This is a genomic window from Sphingobium sp. B2 (assembly GCF_007693735.1).
Classification (GTDB): Bacteria; Pseudomonadota; Alphaproteobacteria; order Sphingomonadales; family Sphingomonadaceae; genus Sphingobium; species Sphingobium xenophagum.
In genome coordinates, this window is record NZ_VDBZ01000003.1 from 386,139 (window position 1) to 400,422 (window position 14,284).

Consider the following 14,284-nt stretch of genomic DNA (forward strand, 5'->3'; position numbering starts at 1 on the left):
GCGACCAAGCCTGCGACCTTCAGCGATTTCGACAATATTCCCATTTGCGTCCTTCATGTCGGTCCGAACAGTCTTCAATTTTCTTATAGGATAGTAAGCGGGCAAAAATTGCCGCATGGGAGCAAAGTTGTGCGAATTGACGGACTGGGCGCATTGCTGCCGCGATTGCTGGTTTCAGCCGTGCAGAAGGTTGCCGCGACGGGTGCCGGCGTGACCGACATGGGCGCGCAGCAGTCCGTCCCGCCGCATGGCGACATCGCCAATCCGACTATCGGTTCCGTGCAGATGCTGGTCGCAATGAGCGCGACCACGCCCGCTGCCGAGCGCAAACAGAAAGCTGCCAGAGCCGCGGCAAAGGGGCTGGACGCCCTCGACAAATTGCAGCGGGCGCTTGCCATCGGGCGGACGGAAGCCTTGCCGATCGAGGCGTTGCGGCTGTGGGCCGAACAGCGTGAACCGAGCGGAGACCCCGAACTGGAGGCGCTGATCGACCAGATCGACCTGCGTGTCCGCGTCGAAATCGCCAAGCTCGACCGCTCCATCTGACCAGCGACCTGTATCGAGGCAGTTGAAGCGGCTGGAACCCTATCGCTTCGTCAGGCGCAGCACATAGCTGATGATCTCCGCAACGGCGGCATAATGTTCGGTCTTGATCGGATGATCGATCTCCACCGATGCAAAGAGCGCACGGGCCAAGGGCGGGCTTTCGACGATGGGGACGTTTGCGCCATTGGCGACTTCGCGGATCTTCATCGCAACCGCGTCCACGCCCTTTGCCACGACGACCGGGGCGACCATGCCGCCATGGTCGTAACGCAGCGCGACAGCATAATGGGTGGGGTTGGTGATGATGACGCTCGCGGTCGGCACGGCCGCCATCATGCGGCGCTGGGCGCGCTGCATGGCGATTGCGCGGATCTTCGCCTTGATCTTGGGATCGCCCTCATTCTTCTTATGCTCGTCCTTGATCTCCTGGAACGACATCATCATGCGCTTCATGTAGCTGCGCCGCTGATAGACAAAGTCGGCCCCGGCAATGATGATGACCAGCATGGCCGCCGCCTTGAGCATGTCGACGATCAGAGCCACGGCTGTCGCGCCGATGGTCTGGGGCGACGCGCCGATCAGCGTGTCGAACGCGCCGCGATGCGGATAGAGGGTGATGGCCACAACGATGAGCACCAGCAGCAGCTTCGCCAGCGTCTTGGCAAATTCCACCAGGGCGCGGACGCCGAACAGGCGCTTGAGCCCGGCTGCGGGTGACAGGCGATCCCATTTGATCTTCAGCCTTGTCGTGGAGAAATTCGGGCGGCCCTGTGCGAACATGGTCAGCAGGGCGAAGCCGAGCAGCATGAGCAGGGGCGGCAGCATGATCCCGGCGAGGGCAGACATAAGGCCAGCGGCGAAATCGCTGTTGCCCCCTGCCCCGATCCGCATCGTGCCAGCCTGGCTCCACAGGCCCGTCAGAAGCACGGACATGCGCGTCACCGTCCAGCTTCCCATGCCCAGCATCAGCGCAAGCATCGCGACGAACATGACGGCATGACGCACTTCTGCGGCGCTGGGTACGTCGCCCTTCTTGCGCGCATCCTCCAGCTTCTGATCGGTCGGGGCGTGGGTTTTCTGGTCCTGTTCCGCCATGATCAGCCCCAGATCGCCATGGTCCAGTCCGCCAGGCTATTGGCGAAGGCCGCCAGCATGGACCCGATGAGCAGCATGAACAATGCAATGCCGCCAAGCAGATTGAGCGGCTGGGCGATGAAGAATATCTGGACGGCTGGCGCCAGGCGCGACGCAAGGCCCAGCGCCATGTTGAACACCAGGCCGTAAATGACCAGAGGAGCTGACAAGCCCAGGCCCAGCGCCATCGCCCGGCCCGCCGTCATGACGGCCAGATCGAGAAAATCTTGCGAGGGTGGCAATGCGCCCACGGGAAAAAGAGTATAGCTGTGAACCAGCGTCGCGATCCATAAATGATGGACGCCCAGCCCCATGCAGATCAGCACGGCGGCAACGCTCATCAACTTGGCGAGCACGGGCACCTGCCCGCCCGCAGAAGCGTCGACGACCAATGCTGAGGTAAGGCCAATCTGCAGGCTGATGACCCCACCTGCAATGGTGATGGCCATGAACATCATGCGGATCAGCATGCCGATGGCCAGCCCGATCAGCAATTCCGTCACCAGCATGGCGGCAAGGCGCGGCTCGTCGCCCGACAGGCGCGGCATCATGGGACCAAGCAGTCCCCACAGGCCCGCCGTCATGCCCAGCGTCATGAGCAGCCGGACGCGACCCGGCACGGCGTCTTCGGAAAATAGCGGGACACTCATCAACAGGGCGCCCAGACGCGCAAACAGCAACACGAATGCGCTCGCATCGCCAGGCAGCACCTCGATCATGTCAGCCGCTGATGATCCGGGTGGAGATTTCCGTCATGAAACTGCCCATGGCCCGGCCGATCATCGGCAGGCACATCAGCATCACGACGCTGATGCCCAGCAATTTGGGCACGAATGTCAGCGTCATTTCCTGCACCTGCGTCAGCGATTGAAACAGGCCGATCGCGACGCCCAGAATGAGCGATGTCAGCAGCATCGGCCCGGCTATCGTCAGCACCAGCATGATCGCAGCGCGTGCAATAGCCATGACATCTTCGGGCGACAGGCCGCTCATATCTGCATCCGCATGATCTCGCCATAGGCGCTGACCACGCGGTCGCGCACCGCGACCATCGTGTCGAGAGCAGTCTCAGCCGCACCAATCGCGGTGACCACATCGATAAGATTGCCCTTGCCCGCCACCTGCTGGGCGCTGGCCTTTTCGGCGGCATGCAGATTGCCCGCCGTTTCAGTGACCATATTGCCGATCATCGCGCCAAAACTGGCCGCGCCAGTCCCTGCGCCGACATTCTTCGCTCCACTGTCGCGCGCAAGCGGCGACAGTGCGGACAGGGGATTGCGGCCATAGGCGCTGATCGCGTCAAGCGAACCGATTGACATCATGAACCTCCTTTTACTTGAGCAGGTCGAGCGTGCGCATCGTCATGTTGCGCGCGGATTCGATCGCGTTGAGATTGGCTTCATAGGCACGCTGCGCCGCCTTCATATCGGCGGTTTCCAGCAGCATGTTGACATTGGGGGTGCGGACATAGCCGGCCGCGTCGGCCGCCGGGTTGCCCGGCTGATAGACACGCGGAAAATCGGTCCGGTCGCCAACAACGCCGCTGACCTTCACGCCACCCGCTCCCGCCTTGCCATCCACAACGGATTTGAAGGTGGCGACCTTGCGACGATAGGGGTCGCCACCCGGCGTCGTTGCGACGGAATCGGCATTGGCCAGATTTTCCGCAATCACCTTCATGCGCAGCGACTGCGCCCGAAGGCCGGATGCGGAGACGGCAATGGTGGGGTCCATACCCATAGGATTACCTCGTCAGTTCCGGGGGCCAGCCCCCTGACATCCTTTATAGGCAAGATTTTCCCACCTGCGCGATCAAGGAGGAGTTTTTTTCCTATAACGAGCAGACCAACGCTGTGAAGGATGATGCAATGGCGTTCCTGCAAGGGATCGATATCGAAGTGGCCGCTGTGCTGGGATCAACCATGCTGCCGATCCGCGAGATTGTGAAAATGAGCCGTGGCGCAATGATCCCGCTCGACTGCCGGCAGGATGACCCGACGCTTTTACTGGTCAATCAGCAGCCGGTGGCCAAGGGCCTGATCCAGGTCGAGGGCGATCGCATGTCGATAGAAGTCACCGAAATATTGCGCGCTGCGCGTTAAAGGGAGGCCGGTCAGATGGACTTTTTTTCCCTTCTGCGCATGTTCGGGGCACTCGCTTTCGTTCTGGGGATGCTGGCAGGCGCCTTGTGGCTGGTGCGCCGCTATGACATCCGCCTGCCCGGCCGCGTCGGCGCCGCGCGTGAACAAAGGCTGGAGATCGTCGAGCGGATCACGATCGACCAGCGCCGCTCGCTGCTGCTGATCCGGCGCGATGGGCAGGAACATTTGCTGCTGCTCAGCCCGGAAGGGCATGTCGTGGTGGATCGGGCGGCGGCGGATGGAGCGGACGGCCCGGTTCCGCCCTATGCCATGCTGATGGCGCAGGCGATCGAGCGCCTGTGGCAGCGCGTGGGTGAGGACAATGCCCGCCGCACGCCGACGCTGGAGGTCGCCAGTGCTTAAGCCTCATCATTTATTCAAAGGCGCCATCTTCCTGCTCCTCCTCCTGACGCCCAGCGTCGCAATGGCCAAGGCCGGCGTGACGATCGACCTTGGGCAGGAGGGCAATATGAGCGGCAAGATCGTTCAGCTGGTCCTGATGATGACGGTGCTGAGCCTGGCACCGGGCCTGCTGATGACGGTCACGTCCTTCACCCGCATTGTCGTTGCGCTATCGCTGATGCGTACAGGCATGGGCGCGCAGGGCGTACCGCCCAATCCGGTGATCCTGTCCCTTGCCATGTTCCTGTCCTTCTTCGTCATGGCGCCGACGTTTGAACAGGCCTGGGTCAACGGGGTAAAACCCTATACCGAGGGAAAGATCACCGAGGAAGTCGCGTTCGAGCGGACCGCCGTGCCGCTCCGCCGCTTCATGCTGGGTCAGGTCCGCAATGAGGATCTGAAGCTGTTTGTCGATCTGTCGCGACGGCCGCCTGAGCCGCGCGCGCAGACGTCCCTCTCGGTCCTGATCCCTGCCTTCATGATTTCGGAACTGCGCCGCGCTTTTGAAATCGGCTTTCTGCTGTTGCTGCCATTTCTGGTCATCGACCTGGCAGTTGCCGCCGTATTGATGGCGATGGGCATGATGATGCTGCCACCGCCCAGCATATCGCTGCCGATGAAGATCATCTTCTTCGTTCTGGTCGATGGATGGGCGCTGGTTGCCGGGTCGCTCGTCAAGAGTTTCGGCGCGAGTTGATCATTGTCCAGGGATGCTGCGGTCCTGGCTGGCCAGCCAGCGCGCCATCGCGATAAAGGAATAGGGCTCCATCAGCATCACCCCGCATTGGCCGTCATGGCACCAGCGGATCCGGCCAGCTCGTTCCGGCAGGCCGGGCAGATCGATGTTGACGATATCGCCAAGCTGCGCTGGAATTTCCATCTGCAAGCCATTGATGGAGATATTGCCGACCGGGACCGTCCGGCTGCGCCCCTGCATCCTGACGCGCGCCTTGCACCCGCAGCCAAAGCGTGGCGCGCGCTGGACCAGGACATTGCGCCCGGCATGGTCCGACAGTTGCGTCAGCAACTCAGCGACGTCGATCCATTCGTGGGAATGCAGCCCTGCCCTGTTGCCCTGCGTCCAGGCGACCCGGCCGGTCACGCGCGTTCCGTTGCGAAATTCGACCGTCACCACCTGCTCCGGCGCAAGCGCCTGCTCGCTTTCCAGCATCAAACCAGCCGCCGACATGTTGCGCACGCGGCAAAGGCCGTCCTTGGTCCCGGTGGCGCAAAGGCGCGCCAACAGATAGAGCGACACGGTGCGATGCGCCCGTTCCCGCACATGTCGGGACGATGGCCGTTCAAAAGATGAAGGGAGCATATTCATCATACGTTTATCCGTCAGGCCGGTGACGCGGCGGTGACCGCAGCATTGCGGACTATATCCTTCCCAAGCGATTCAGCCGCCGCTTCCATCAGGATCGCGCGAAAAATCTTGAGATCGGGCAACAGATTGTCCGGCCCGCTGGCCATGGGCGAACGGTAGGTCCGCATGTTGACGGCGTGCAGGAACAAGGGCAGTTTGGCGGTCACATCGGCTTCGCCGCTTTGCGTGACCTCCAGCTGGACCTCAAATCGGGCATAGCCCGACAGGCGCCCGTCCGTCGCCACGATCGGTGCCAGGATGGAGCCAGCGGGAACGAACAGGGTCGCCTCCGCAGGCTTCTCATGCTCGACCTTGGCCGATGGCTGGCCCAACAGGGTCAGCGCACCATAGCCGCCCGCCGCACCGGCAGCACCGCCACCCACGAGCAGGAAAACTGGAAGAAGCGCGCTCAGCTTGCCCATGGCCACCCTTTAATAGTTGAAGCTGACGTCCCCCGGCATGGCCGAGGCATCTGCCAGCAGAACAATCGTGATACGCCGGTTTTCCGGTCTTTCGGGCTGGTCCGGATAGACCGGCCGCGTGTCGGCCATGGCGACGACCTCCCCCATCCGGTCCTTTGGCAAGCCCGCTCCGATCAGCGCGGATCGCGCCGCCAGCGCACGCTCGCCCGACAGGCGCCAGTTGGCGTCGCCGCTCCCGCCGACGGAATCGGTATGGCCCTCGATGGCGATCTGCGCACGCGATGTCATGATTTTTCCGGCGACCTGGGTCAACAGACCGCGCCCATAGGCATTGAGCGTTGCGCCGCCGCCAACGAACATATTGTGCTTGTCATTATCCATAATATTGATGCGCAGCCCGTCACGGCTCTGCTCGACCTGCACATTCTGCGCTGCGTCACTGGGATCGGCGGCAGAATCAAACACGAGTTTGAGTTCCTGCGCCAGCACGCGCAGCGAGGAATCGGGGATATCGGCGCTGCCACCGCGCGCTACACCAGCGCTGGCTGACTGTATGGCGCGGACGCCCTGACCGGAGCGACCATCACCGTTCATGGCCTGCGTGTGCCCGCCAGCGCCGGGGGTCTGGCTGGCGCCGCTGGTCTGGCCCATCGCCTGGGGCGCATTGGGCGGCGAAGGCGAAAAATATTCAGCCAGGCCTTTGAGCTTTTCCTTGTCCGGGCTGGAAATCAGCCACAGCAACATGAAGAACGCCATCATCGCGGTCACGAAGTCGGCATAGGCGACCTTCCACGCGCCGCCATGGTGGCCGCCCGCGATCTTCTTGACCTTGCGGATGACGATCGGGCGCTTGTCGTTACTCTGGCTCACGGCCGGATCGCCGCGCTGACCGCGGATTGCAGACGCCCGCGCAACCGGCCCAGGCGAACGCTTGCAATGGCTTCGTCAGAGCAGGTACCGTCGGCCAGCCGTTCAAGCAGCTTGGCGCTTTCATCGACATGCTGGATGATGAGGTCGAACTGCTGAAGATCCTTGTAATGCTTCATGATGACATCTTCGTCGGTCATGAGCAATTCTTCCAGATTCTGGAGCAGTTGACGAATATCCGCAATCTCCTGCGCCATTGTGATGAAGAGTTGCTGGCGATAATTTTCGTTGGTCATCATGGCGACGGAATCCTTCGATTCAGAAGAGTTCGACTTCCCCGGTGCGGGGGGGCAGAACGGGACGGGCGGGCGCCTGGGGCACATCCTTGACCCTTTTGGCGCGCACCTTGCCGTCCCAAGGAATGAATTCGACCTTGAGTGGCTGCGTGCCGCAAACATCGCGGTGGCCGATCGCGATCCCTTCCGTCGCCATGAAGCGATCGGCAAAGGCCGCATTTTTCGCGCCGATATCGCCAAGACCGGCGATGATCGTCGCCCCACCGTAAATATGCGCCCGCAAACGGCTGCGCGATGCGCCTGCGCGCATCATGCCGTTGATCAGCAGTTCCATGGAATGGATGCCGTAGCGTTGCATGTCTTGCGGCGAAACCTGCTGGTCAGCGCCCGGCTCGCCCAGCAGGAAATGGTTCATGCCACCGATGCGCGCAATGCCATCGTGCAGGCACACCGCAATGCACGATCCCAGCAGGGTGGAAATCATGACATCCGGTTCGGTGACGACGCTCTGTTCGCCCTGGACGATGGATATGATACGCATGGGTTCAGTTCAACTCCCCGAACACGCGTTCGATCTTTTCCTTGAGCGCAGCCGGCGCAAAGGGTTTGACGACATAGTTGTTGACCCCCAGTTCAGCCGCACGCTGAACGACCGCCTTTTCGGACGAGCCCGTCAGCATGATGAACACGGTCTTGCCGATTACCGCGTCGCCCCGCACGGCCTGGAGGAATTGCAATCCATCCATGTCGGGCATGTTATAATCGGAAATGATCAGGTGGACGCGATCCTGCCGCACGGAATCGAATGCTTCGACCGCGCTCGCCTTGTCGCGAATGTCGCGAAAGCCGATGTCCTGCAGCGTACGCCGGATCATTGCGCGCATGCTTGTCTGGTCATCGACCACCATCACCTTGATTGCGGATGCCGCAGGCATGTCAATGCTCCCGAACGATAGACTGGCACGCCTTGAGGATCGCTCCGGGCAAGGCGTTCAACGAAAATTGCTGCTGGACCGCGCCGATTTCAAAGGCCGCTCGCGGCATGCCATAGACGACGCAACTCGCTTCATCCTGGCCCAGGGTGCGCGCGCCATTCTGGCGCATCGCAAGAAGCCCTTGTGCTCCATCGCTGCCCATGCCGGTCAGGATGACGCCCACGGCTTTCGATGCCATCGGCCGCATCGACCGGAACAGCGTGTCCACCGACGGGCGATGACCCGACACGGGGTCGGCATCATGCAAGCGAATACGCGCGCGGCCATTATTGCCGGCCATTTCCATATGGCGTCCGCCCGGTGCGATATAGACCGTTCCGGGTTCGACCGGCATGGCCTCGACCGCCTCACACACCCGCATCGGACAGAGCCGATCCAGCCGATCCGCAAAACCGGCAGTGAAGGCGGCCGGCATATGCTGGACGACCAGGATCGGGGGGCAATTGGCGGGCAGGGACGACAAGAGCGAGAATAACGCCTCCACGCCCCCAGTCGACGATCCGATCGCGATGGCGATGTCGTCGCGCAGCGGCTGGTCGATATGGGCCGGGCGCGATATTTCTGGCCTGCGTGGGCGCGAGGACCGGCCAGCCACCTTGACGGTGCGACGCAACGCATCGGCTTCGCGCTCCATGTCGGTCGGCCCGCCCTGGGGTTTGGCGATGCAATCGACGGCGCCCAGTCGCAGCGCTTCGATCGTCACGTCGGTTCCGCGCGCCGTCAGCGTCGACAACATCACGACCGGCATGGGCCGCAGCCGCATGATCCGTTCCAGGAAGGACAGGCCGTCCATGCCCGGCATTTCGACGTCCAGGGTCAGCACATCAGGATCAAGATCCTTGATCATGGCCCGCGCCGTCATCGGTTCAGGCGCGCACCCGACCACTTCTATGTCTGGATCAGCCGACAGCAGGGAACGGACGATGCCGCGCATCGACGCACTGTCATCGACTATCAGCACGCGAACGGGTCTGCTTCTCATACGGCACCTCCCGTCTTTCTGTAGATGGTCTGGCCACAGGGCTGCATCTGGCTACGCATCCGGTCCGTCAGTCTTTCGCTGTGACCGATGTAGAGAAAGCCGCCTGGCTCAAGCTGGTCGACCAGCCGCCGTTCCAGCTCCGCCTTCGCCTCATTATCGAAATAAATCATGACGTTGCGGCAGAATATGACGTCAAAGCGACGCCGCATCGGCCAGCGATCGAACAGGTTGAGAATACGCGCGGTCACCATCGCACGCACTTCAGGAATGATTTCAAATCCCTCGGCTGCGGGTTGCGTCCACAATTTGGCATAGGCTGCGGGAATCTGTTCCAACAGATTGGCCGCATAGTGGCCCGATGCGGCACCAGCGACGACCTCACTGGAAATGTCGGTCGCCAGCAGCTTGACGTCGCCACCCAAAGCCCAGCGCGCCGCATTTCGGTCCAGACCGAGCAGCACCATGGCGATGGTATGGACTTCTTCGCCCGTCGAACATCCCGCCGACCAGATCCGCACCCCATCCTGTCGGGCCTTGTCCTTCAGGATCGGCAGAACATCCTTTTCCAGATGCGTAAAATGATGCGGTTCTCGGAAGAAATGGGTGTGATTTGTCGTCAGGGCTTCGACCATGGTGTTCATTTCGACAGGATCGGAGCCGACCAGCTTGATATAGTCGGTGAAATCCCGCAGCCCACGCACACGCAGTCGCCGACCAAGGCGCGAATAGACCAGGGTCATTTTCGTTTCGGACAGGTGAATCCGCGCCTGTTCCTGCATGATCGCCGCAATCGCGGCGAATTCAGCGGGGGTAAGCGCGGGCGCCATCCCCAGGCCGGGTGCCGATGTTATGGGCGAATGAAAGCTCACGCAGCAATATCCAGATGGCGAGTGAGGCTGAGGGCGTCGAGATCGAGCAGCGAGACCATGACCTGCCGGCCTGCTTCGCTGTCGGTCCCGCGGACATCGATCTGGACCAGGCCGATCAGCATATTCTGTTCGCCACCCTCCATTTCCGGCGGCGTCTGCACGGCGTCATGGGCAATCGAGACAATGTCGTTCACCTCGTCGACAAGGAAACCGGCCTGCTTGCCTGCAATGTTCACAACAAGAATGCAGGATCGGGCGTGTAATATGCTCGCCTCCCACCCCAGCCTTTCGGCCAGGCCGACGACCGGCACCACGTTACCGCGCAGGTTGGTCACGCCCTTGATATAGGATGGGACGCCCGGCAACGGCGTGGGCTGTTCCCATTCGCGAATTTCGATCAGCGACGTCATGTCGATACCGAACAATTGCTTGCCCAGCGTGAAAGTCACGATCTTATATTCCGAGTTGCTTTCAACGATGCTCATGCTGCCATTCCTTTCACGGCGAATTTGGAGTTAGTGCCGGCAGACGGTGCCACCAGCGCATCGACGTCCATGATCAGGGCGATCGAACCGTCACCCAGGATGGTCGCGCCACCCAGACCCCGGATCGGGTAGAGATGCTGGTCCAGACTCTTGATCACGACTTCCCGTCGATCCTCGATCGTGTCGACCATCAGGCCTACCAGCCCGGCGCTGTCGCTTTCGACGATGATGACCAGCGAGTCTTCTGGCGCCTTGCAGATCGCCGGATCGACGGCGAACAGATCGGACAGGCGCTTGATCGGCACATAATCGCCCCGCAATTCGATGACTTCGCGGGTCGGCGTGACCGAACGCACCTGGCCCGGTTCAGGCTGGACGGATTCCACGACGCTCGACAGGGGCAGGACATAGCGTTGTCCGGCCAGGCGAATGATCATGCCGTCCAAAATGGCCAGCGTCAGCGGCAACACCATCGTAAAGCTGGTACCGTGTCCCTTTTCCGAACTGATCTCTATCCTTCCGCCCAGCGCTTCCACATTGCTGCGGACAACGTCCATGCCGACACCGCGACCGGAAATGTTGGAAATGGTTTCCGCCGTCGAAAAGCCGGGCGCACAGATCAGGTTATCGACTTCCTCATCCGTCAGTTGCGCGTCCGGGGCGATCAGGCCGCGCTCGATCGCCTTGGCCCGCACCCGGTCGCGATCAATGCCGCGCCCATCGTCACGCACCTGGATGAAGATGCGCGCGCCCTTCTGTTCGGCCGAAACACGCAGACTGCCTTCGCCACTTTTGCCAAGCGCCAGGCGTTCCGAGGGTGTTTCTATGCCATGGTCGATGGCGTTGCGGATCATGTGCGTGAGCGGATCGCCGATCTTTTCGATCACGCTCTTGTCGACCTCGACCGTCTCGCCGACGATCTCCAGCGCGACCTGCTTGCCCGTTTCAGCGCACAGTTCGCGCAACATTCGCGGTACGCGCGAAAAGGCCTGGCGGATCGGCTGCGCGCGCAGCGACATCACATTGTCCTGGATTTCGCGGGTCAGGCGGCCAAGCTGTGGCAGTTCGACCCGCTGCTGATCGATCGGCGCCAGACGGTCCGACAGGATCGAATTGCGGATCACCAGTTCGCCAACCAGATTGAGCAGCATATCGAGCTTTGCCACGTCGATGCGGATCGTCTGACCCGCGCCGTCGTTGGGACCAGCCACGACCGGCGCGCGCGCCGTGTCCGCCACCGGTAGCGACAGGATGTCGGCGCTCTTCTGCTCCGTCCTGTCTGCCGCAATCGGCGCGCTGACCGGCTCGATCAGACCATCTGGGGCGTGTGCCGCCTCCGGATCGCCCTGCGCACGACTGATATCGACGAGCGAATCGGGCGGAACAAAGTCGAAACACTCCTGGATGCTCGATTCTTCCGTGTCGCCCGGAAGCGTCAGATGCCAGACGACATAGGCGCTTTCTGGATCAAGTTCGCGCAGCGGCGGCAGAGCGTCGACCTCGGCAAAGCTGAGATGCGCACCCATGCGTTCCAGCTCGCGGACCACCAGCATCGGTTCAGCGCCATGTGCCATGGCCTCACGCGACGGCGCGAACCGCACATTCCAATGTGGTGCCGCTGCTATCGGCTCCAGTTCTTCCTGCTGTTCGCTCTCAAAATCATCGAACATCGCCAGATCGACACCGATCGGGACAAAGCCCAGTTCGTCGGCCTCTTCCTCCGCAATTTCGTCCGGCGTGGCAGGGTCGTCAAGCGCGGGGGGCGGTGGAGACGCGGACGGCGTTTCCACAGCACCCTTCGTGCGCAGCAGTTCCTCCAGCGCCAGCAGCATGGCCGCATCGTCGGGCTGGGGCGCCGGCCCCTGCGCCGCCGCAACGTGATCGGCCAGCACGTCCAGCGCCGACAGCATGATCTGCGCGACATGGCGGTTGGCCGGGATAGTCCCCGCACGGACTTCATCAAGCGCATTTTCAAAGCAGTGCGAGAAGGCCAGCAACGCGCCATGCCCGAACGCACCCGATCCGCCCTTGATGGAATGGACCGCGCGGAAAACGCCCGCTACCACATCGGGCGAACAATCGCCCGCGACCATGGCGCTCAGTCCCTGTTCGGCGACTGCCAGCCCTTCAGCGCATTCTTCAAAGAAGATCGCCTGGATGTCGTCAAAGTCGCTCATGGGCACACCCGGCGGATTGCGCTGGCGAGACGTTCGGCATCGAACGGCTTGGTGATCCAACCGGTCGCGCCGGCCGAACGCGCACGGGTCTTCTTGTCCTCGGCAAATTCGGTCGAGAGGACGAGGATGGGCGTGCCGCGGAACTGGGGCAGCTTGCGGACCTCCTCGATCAGGCCGAAGCCGTCCATGCCCGGCATGTTGATGTCGGTAATCAGCAGGTCGGGCTGGACTTCCAGCATCCGTTCCAGACCGTGGTTGCCATCATTGGCAGCCTCGATGCGAAAGCCCTGTGCGGTCAACGTAGCCTTGAGCAGCATGCGCATGCTCGCAGAGTCATCCACGGTAAGGATCAGCTTGCTCACTGTCTTCAACCCTCTTCTTCGGCATGAATTTCGATCGCATCGGCAAGGCCCAGCGCAACAAGGCGGCCAGACAGCTCTGCGTCGGAATGAATGATAGAAAATGCCTTGCCCGCTTCGTGGGCAGCGCGACTGGCGGCGACCAGCAACTGCAGGACGGCCTGGCCGACAAGGCCGGTCTCCCTGGCGTCGATCACGACATCTTCGTCACTGTCCACCGCCATGACCAGGCGGACGCGCAGGTCTTCGGCGGACAATGTCATGGCGCTGGCAGGCAATATGACCATGCCGCTACCGGGGGCGATGTCAGGCAGGCTGGGCGGTGAGAGCATTTTTCGCCTCCTCAAGGGCAGATTCAAGTTGCTGGAATGTCGGCTGACTTTCCGACGGCGTCATGCGCCGGGCGATTTCGACAGCGACCTGGGTCGGCTGACCCTGGGCGAAGGCGATGATGGCGGTCTTGGCGATGGTGAAGGGCTTGGAGTCCCCGTCGATCGTGCCGAGCAATTTCGCTGCCAGCGGGCCGACCACGCAATAGGATAACAGAACGCCCAGGAACGTGCCGACCAGCGCGCCGCCGATCATCCCGCCAAGTATCTCCACCGGCTGGTCGATCGATCCCATCGTCTTGATGACACCCAGAACCGCCGCGACGATGCCGATGGCCGGAAGGCCGTCCGCCATGGCCTGCAAGGCATGTTGTGGTTCCAGTTCTTCATGGTGATGGCGTTCGATGTCATTTTCCAGCGCTTCGGCCATCTGGTGCGGGTCTTCGAAATTGACCGTCATCATGCGCAGATAGTCGCAGATGAACTCGATCAGGTGATGGTCCGCCAGAATGCGGGGAAAGCGGGAGAAGATGTTGCTTTCCTCCGGCCTGTCGAGATGGGGTTCGATCGCCGTGGCGCCGCCCTTCTTGAAGGTCGTGAGGACATGGAAGAGCAGGGTCAGCAGATCGCTATAGTCATCCTTTTTCCAGCGCCCGCCCTTGAACGCCCGCCCCAGCCCCTTGCCGGCCATCTTCACCGTGTGCATGGAATTGCCGACGATGAAGGCACCGATGGATGCCCCACCAATGGCCATCAATTCGTGCGGCAGGGCGTGCAAGATGACCTCCATCTTGCCACCCGCCATGATGTAGCTGCCAAAAACGCAGCCCAAGATGATGAGGAAGCCGACACCGTTAATCATGGATGGGTCCTGACAATCCCTGTTGTGTTCGTTATTTTGATTATAGGAATAT

General features: G+C 61.7%; 22 protein-coding genes. 4 read left to right on the plus strand and 18 right to left on the minus strand.

Annotation, left to right across the window (positions count from 1 at the left end):
• Positions 1-129 precede the first annotated feature (129 nt).
• Entirely contained in the window at positions 130-546 is a 417-nt protein-coding gene (locus tag FE851_RS20200; protein ID WP_186378941.1) for a flagellar assembly protein FliX, read from the plus strand.
• A gap of 39 nt (positions 547-585) precedes the next feature.
• On the opposite strand, the gene flhB is transcribed toward FE851_RS20200, so the two are convergent.
• Genes flhB through flgC form a run of 5 tightly spaced genes read right to left on the minus strand, consistent with a single transcriptional unit; the run spans position 586 to position 3,420 of the window.
• Entirely contained in the window at positions 586-1,641 is a 1,056-nt protein-coding gene (flhB, locus tag FE851_RS20205) for a flagellar biosynthesis protein FlhB (RefSeq protein WP_145206486.1), read from the minus strand.
• Between the two features lie 2 nt (positions 1,642-1,643).
• The gene (fliR, locus tag FE851_RS20210) at positions 1,644-2,399 is read right to left on the minus strand and encodes a flagellar biosynthetic protein FliR (protein ID WP_145206488.1); all 756 of its coding nucleotides are present in this window, start codon (positions 2,397-2,399) and stop codon (positions 1,644-1,646) included.
• Between the two features lies 1 nt (position 2,400).
• Positions 2,401-2,673, minus strand: a complete 273-nt coding sequence (locus tag FE851_RS20215; RefSeq protein ID WP_409994516.1) for a flagellar biosynthetic protein FliQ — start codon at positions 2,671-2,673, stop codon at positions 2,401-2,403.
• Complete coding sequence (locus FE851_RS20220) at positions 2,670-2,999, minus strand: flagellar hook-basal body complex protein FliE (RefSeq protein WP_145206490.1); 330 nt, start codon at positions 2,997-2,999, stop codon at positions 2,670-2,672. The genes FE851_RS20215 and FE851_RS20220 overlap by 4 nt, the downstream gene beginning before the upstream one ends.
• A 13-nt stretch (positions 3,000-3,012) precedes the next feature.
• A complete protein-coding gene (gene flgC / locus FE851_RS20225) occupies positions 3,013-3,420 on the minus strand; it encodes a flagellar basal body rod protein FlgC (RefSeq protein WP_145206492.1) in 408 nt (135 codons plus the stop codon).
• 128 nt (positions 3,421-3,548) lie between these two features.
• Between flgC and FE851_RS20230 the strand changes: the two genes are divergently transcribed.
• The 3 genes from FE851_RS20230 to fliP all read left to right on the plus strand — a co-directional run bounded on the left by FE851_RS20230 (position 3,549) and on the right by fliP (position 4,920).
• The gene (locus FE851_RS20230; RefSeq protein ID WP_145206494.1) at positions 3,549-3,782 is read left to right on the plus strand and encodes a FliM/FliN family flagellar motor switch protein; all 234 of its coding nucleotides are present in this window, start codon (positions 3,549-3,551) and stop codon (positions 3,780-3,782) included.
• Positions 3,783-3,797: 15 nt separating this feature from the next.
• Entirely contained in the window at positions 3,798-4,184 is a 387-nt protein-coding gene (locus tag FE851_RS20235) for a FliO/MopB family protein (RefSeq protein ID WP_145206496.1), read from the plus strand.
• A 61-nt stretch (positions 4,185-4,245) separates the two neighbouring features.
• Positions 4,246-4,920 (plus strand): flagellar type III secretion system pore protein FliP, encoded by a 675-nt coding sequence (gene fliP, locus FE851_RS20240; protein ID WP_261371139.1) that lies wholly within the window; start codon positions 4,246-4,248, stop codon positions 4,918-4,920.
• Here the strand turns inward: fliP and FE851_RS20245 are convergent, their stop codons facing one another.
• Genes FE851_RS20245 through motA form a run of 13 tightly spaced genes read right to left on the minus strand, consistent with a single transcriptional unit; the run spans position 4,921 to position 14,232 of the window.
• Positions 4,921-5,553 carry a PilZ domain-containing protein gene (locus FE851_RS20245; RefSeq protein WP_145206500.1) on the minus strand — a complete coding sequence of 211 codons (633 nt, stop codon included), beginning with the start codon at positions 5,551-5,553 and terminating at the stop codon, positions 4,921-4,923.
• An 11-nt stretch (positions 5,554-5,564) separates the two neighbouring features.
• Positions 5,565-6,011 carry a hypothetical protein gene (locus FE851_RS20250; protein WP_145206502.1) on the minus strand — a complete coding sequence of 149 codons (447 nt, stop codon included), beginning with the start codon at positions 6,009-6,011 and terminating at the stop codon, positions 5,565-5,567.
• Positions 6,012-6,020: 9 nt separating this feature from the next.
• Positions 6,021-6,881, minus strand: coding sequence for a flagellar motor protein MotB (locus FE851_RS20255; RefSeq protein ID WP_145206504.1), 861 nt, complete (start codon positions 6,879-6,881; stop codon positions 6,021-6,023).
• Positions 6,878-7,177 (minus strand): hypothetical protein, encoded by a 300-nt coding sequence (locus FE851_RS20260; protein WP_145206506.1) that lies wholly within the window; start codon positions 7,175-7,177, stop codon positions 6,878-6,880. Before FE851_RS20260 ends, FE851_RS20255 begins: the two co-directional genes overlap by 4 nt.
• 19 nt (positions 7,178-7,196) lie before the next feature.
• Positions 7,197-7,715, minus strand: coding sequence for a chemotaxis protein CheD (locus tag FE851_RS20265; RefSeq protein WP_145206508.1), 519 nt, complete (start codon positions 7,713-7,715; stop codon positions 7,197-7,199).
• 4 nt (positions 7,716-7,719) lie between these two features.
• Positions 7,720-8,109, minus strand: a complete 390-nt coding sequence (locus FE851_RS20270; protein WP_186378942.1) for a response regulator — start codon at positions 8,107-8,109, stop codon at positions 7,720-7,722.
• Between the two features lies 1 nt (position 8,110).
• The gene (locus tag FE851_RS20275) at positions 8,111-9,151 is read right to left on the minus strand and encodes a chemotaxis response regulator protein-glutamate methylesterase (RefSeq protein ID WP_145206510.1); all 1,041 of its coding nucleotides are present in this window, start codon (positions 9,149-9,151) and stop codon (positions 8,111-8,113) included.
• Positions 9,148-10,020, minus strand: a complete 873-nt coding sequence (locus FE851_RS20280; RefSeq protein ID WP_261371105.1) for a CheR family methyltransferase — start codon at positions 10,018-10,020, stop codon at positions 9,148-9,150. The genes FE851_RS20275 and FE851_RS20280 overlap by 4 nt, the downstream gene beginning before the upstream one ends.
• The gene (locus FE851_RS20285; RefSeq protein ID WP_145206512.1) at positions 10,017-10,505 is read right to left on the minus strand and encodes a chemotaxis protein CheW; all 489 of its coding nucleotides are present in this window, start codon (positions 10,503-10,505) and stop codon (positions 10,017-10,019) included. The genes FE851_RS20280 and FE851_RS20285 overlap by 4 nt, the downstream gene beginning before the upstream one ends.
• Positions 10,502-12,682 (minus strand): chemotaxis protein CheA, encoded by a 2,181-nt coding sequence (locus tag FE851_RS20290; RefSeq protein ID WP_145206514.1) that lies wholly within the window; start codon positions 12,680-12,682, stop codon positions 10,502-10,504. Before FE851_RS20290 ends, FE851_RS20285 begins: the two co-directional genes overlap by 4 nt.
• Entirely contained in the window at positions 12,679-13,044 is a 366-nt protein-coding gene (locus FE851_RS20295) for a response regulator (protein WP_145206516.1), read from the minus strand. The genes FE851_RS20290 and FE851_RS20295 overlap by 4 nt, the downstream gene beginning before the upstream one ends.
• A 5-nt stretch (positions 13,045-13,049) precedes the next feature.
• Positions 13,050-13,373, minus strand: coding sequence for an STAS domain-containing protein (locus FE851_RS20300; protein ID WP_261371106.1), 324 nt, complete (start codon positions 13,371-13,373; stop codon positions 13,050-13,052).
• The gene (motA, locus tag FE851_RS20305) at positions 13,348-14,232 is read right to left on the minus strand and encodes a flagellar motor stator protein MotA (protein WP_145206518.1); all 885 of its coding nucleotides are present in this window, start codon (positions 14,230-14,232) and stop codon (positions 13,348-13,350) included. The genes FE851_RS20300 and motA overlap by 26 nt, the downstream gene beginning before the upstream one ends.
• Between the last annotated feature and the right edge of the window lie 52 nt (positions 14,233-14,284).

What these genes read in the sequence shown, in the direction of transcription:
- flhB (WP_145206486.1), bottom strand. Translation starts at nt 1,641, where the DNA reads ATGGCGGAACAGGACCAGAAAACCCACGCCCCGACCGATCAGAAGCTG.
- fliR (WP_145206488.1), bottom strand. Translation starts at nt 2,399, where the DNA reads ATGATCGAGGTGCTGCCTGGCGATGCGAGCGCATTCGTGTTGCTGTTT.
- FE851_RS20215 (WP_409994516.1), bottom strand. Translation starts at nt 2,673, where the DNA reads ATGAGCGGCCTGTCGCCCGAAGATGTCATGGCTATTGCACGCGCTGCG.
- FE851_RS20220 (WP_145206490.1), bottom strand. Translation starts at nt 2,999, where the DNA reads ATGTCAATCGGTTCGCTTGACGCGATCAGCGCCTATGGCCGCAATCCC.
- flgC (WP_145206492.1), bottom strand. Translation starts at nt 3,420, where the DNA reads ATGGGTATGGACCCCACCATTGCCGTCTCCGCATCCGGCCTTCGGGCG.
- FE851_RS20230 (WP_145206494.1), top strand. Translation starts at nt 3,549, where the DNA reads ATGGCGTTCCTGCAAGGGATCGATATCGAAGTGGCCGCTGTGCTGGGA.
- FE851_RS20235 (WP_145206496.1), top strand. Translation starts at nt 3,798, where the DNA reads ATGGACTTTTTTTCCCTTCTGCGCATGTTCGGGGCACTCGCTTTCGTT.
- fliP (WP_261371139.1), top strand. Translation starts at nt 4,246, where the DNA reads ATGGCCAAGGCCGGCGTGACGATCGACCTTGGGCAGGAGGGCAATATG.
- FE851_RS20245 (WP_145206500.1), bottom strand. Translation starts at nt 5,553, where the DNA reads ATGATGAATATGCTCCCTTCATCTTTTGAACGGCCATCGTCCCGACAT.
- FE851_RS20250 (WP_145206502.1), bottom strand. Translation starts at nt 6,011, where the DNA reads ATGGGCAAGCTGAGCGCGCTTCTTCCAGTTTTCCTGCTCGTGGGTGGC.
- FE851_RS20260 (WP_145206506.1), bottom strand. Translation starts at nt 7,177, where the DNA reads ATGATGACCAACGAAAATTATCGCCAGCAACTCTTCATCACAATGGCG.
- FE851_RS20265 (WP_145206508.1), bottom strand. Translation starts at nt 7,715, where the DNA reads ATGCGTATCATATCCATCGTCCAGGGCGAACAGAGCGTCGTCACCGAA.
- FE851_RS20270 (WP_186378942.1), bottom strand. Translation starts at nt 8,109, where the DNA reads ATGCCTGCGGCATCCGCAATCAAGGTGATGGTGGTCGATGACCAGACA.
- FE851_RS20275 (WP_145206510.1), bottom strand. Translation starts at nt 9,151, where the DNA reads ATGAGAAGCAGACCCGTTCGCGTGCTGATAGTCGATGACAGTGCGTCG.
- FE851_RS20285 (WP_145206512.1), bottom strand. Translation starts at nt 10,505, where the DNA reads ATGAGCATCGTTGAAAGCAACTCGGAATATAAGATCGTGACTTTCACG.
- FE851_RS20290 (WP_145206514.1), bottom strand. Translation starts at nt 12,682, where the DNA reads ATGAGCGACTTTGACGACATCCAGGCGATCTTCTTTGAAGAATGCGCT.
- FE851_RS20300 (WP_261371106.1), bottom strand. Translation starts at nt 13,373, where the DNA reads ATGCTCTCACCGCCCAGCCTGCCTGACATCGCCCCCGGTAGCGGCATG.
- motA (WP_145206518.1), bottom strand. Translation starts at nt 14,232, where the DNA reads ATGATTAACGGTGTCGGCTTCCTCATCATCTTGGGCTGCGTTTTTGGC.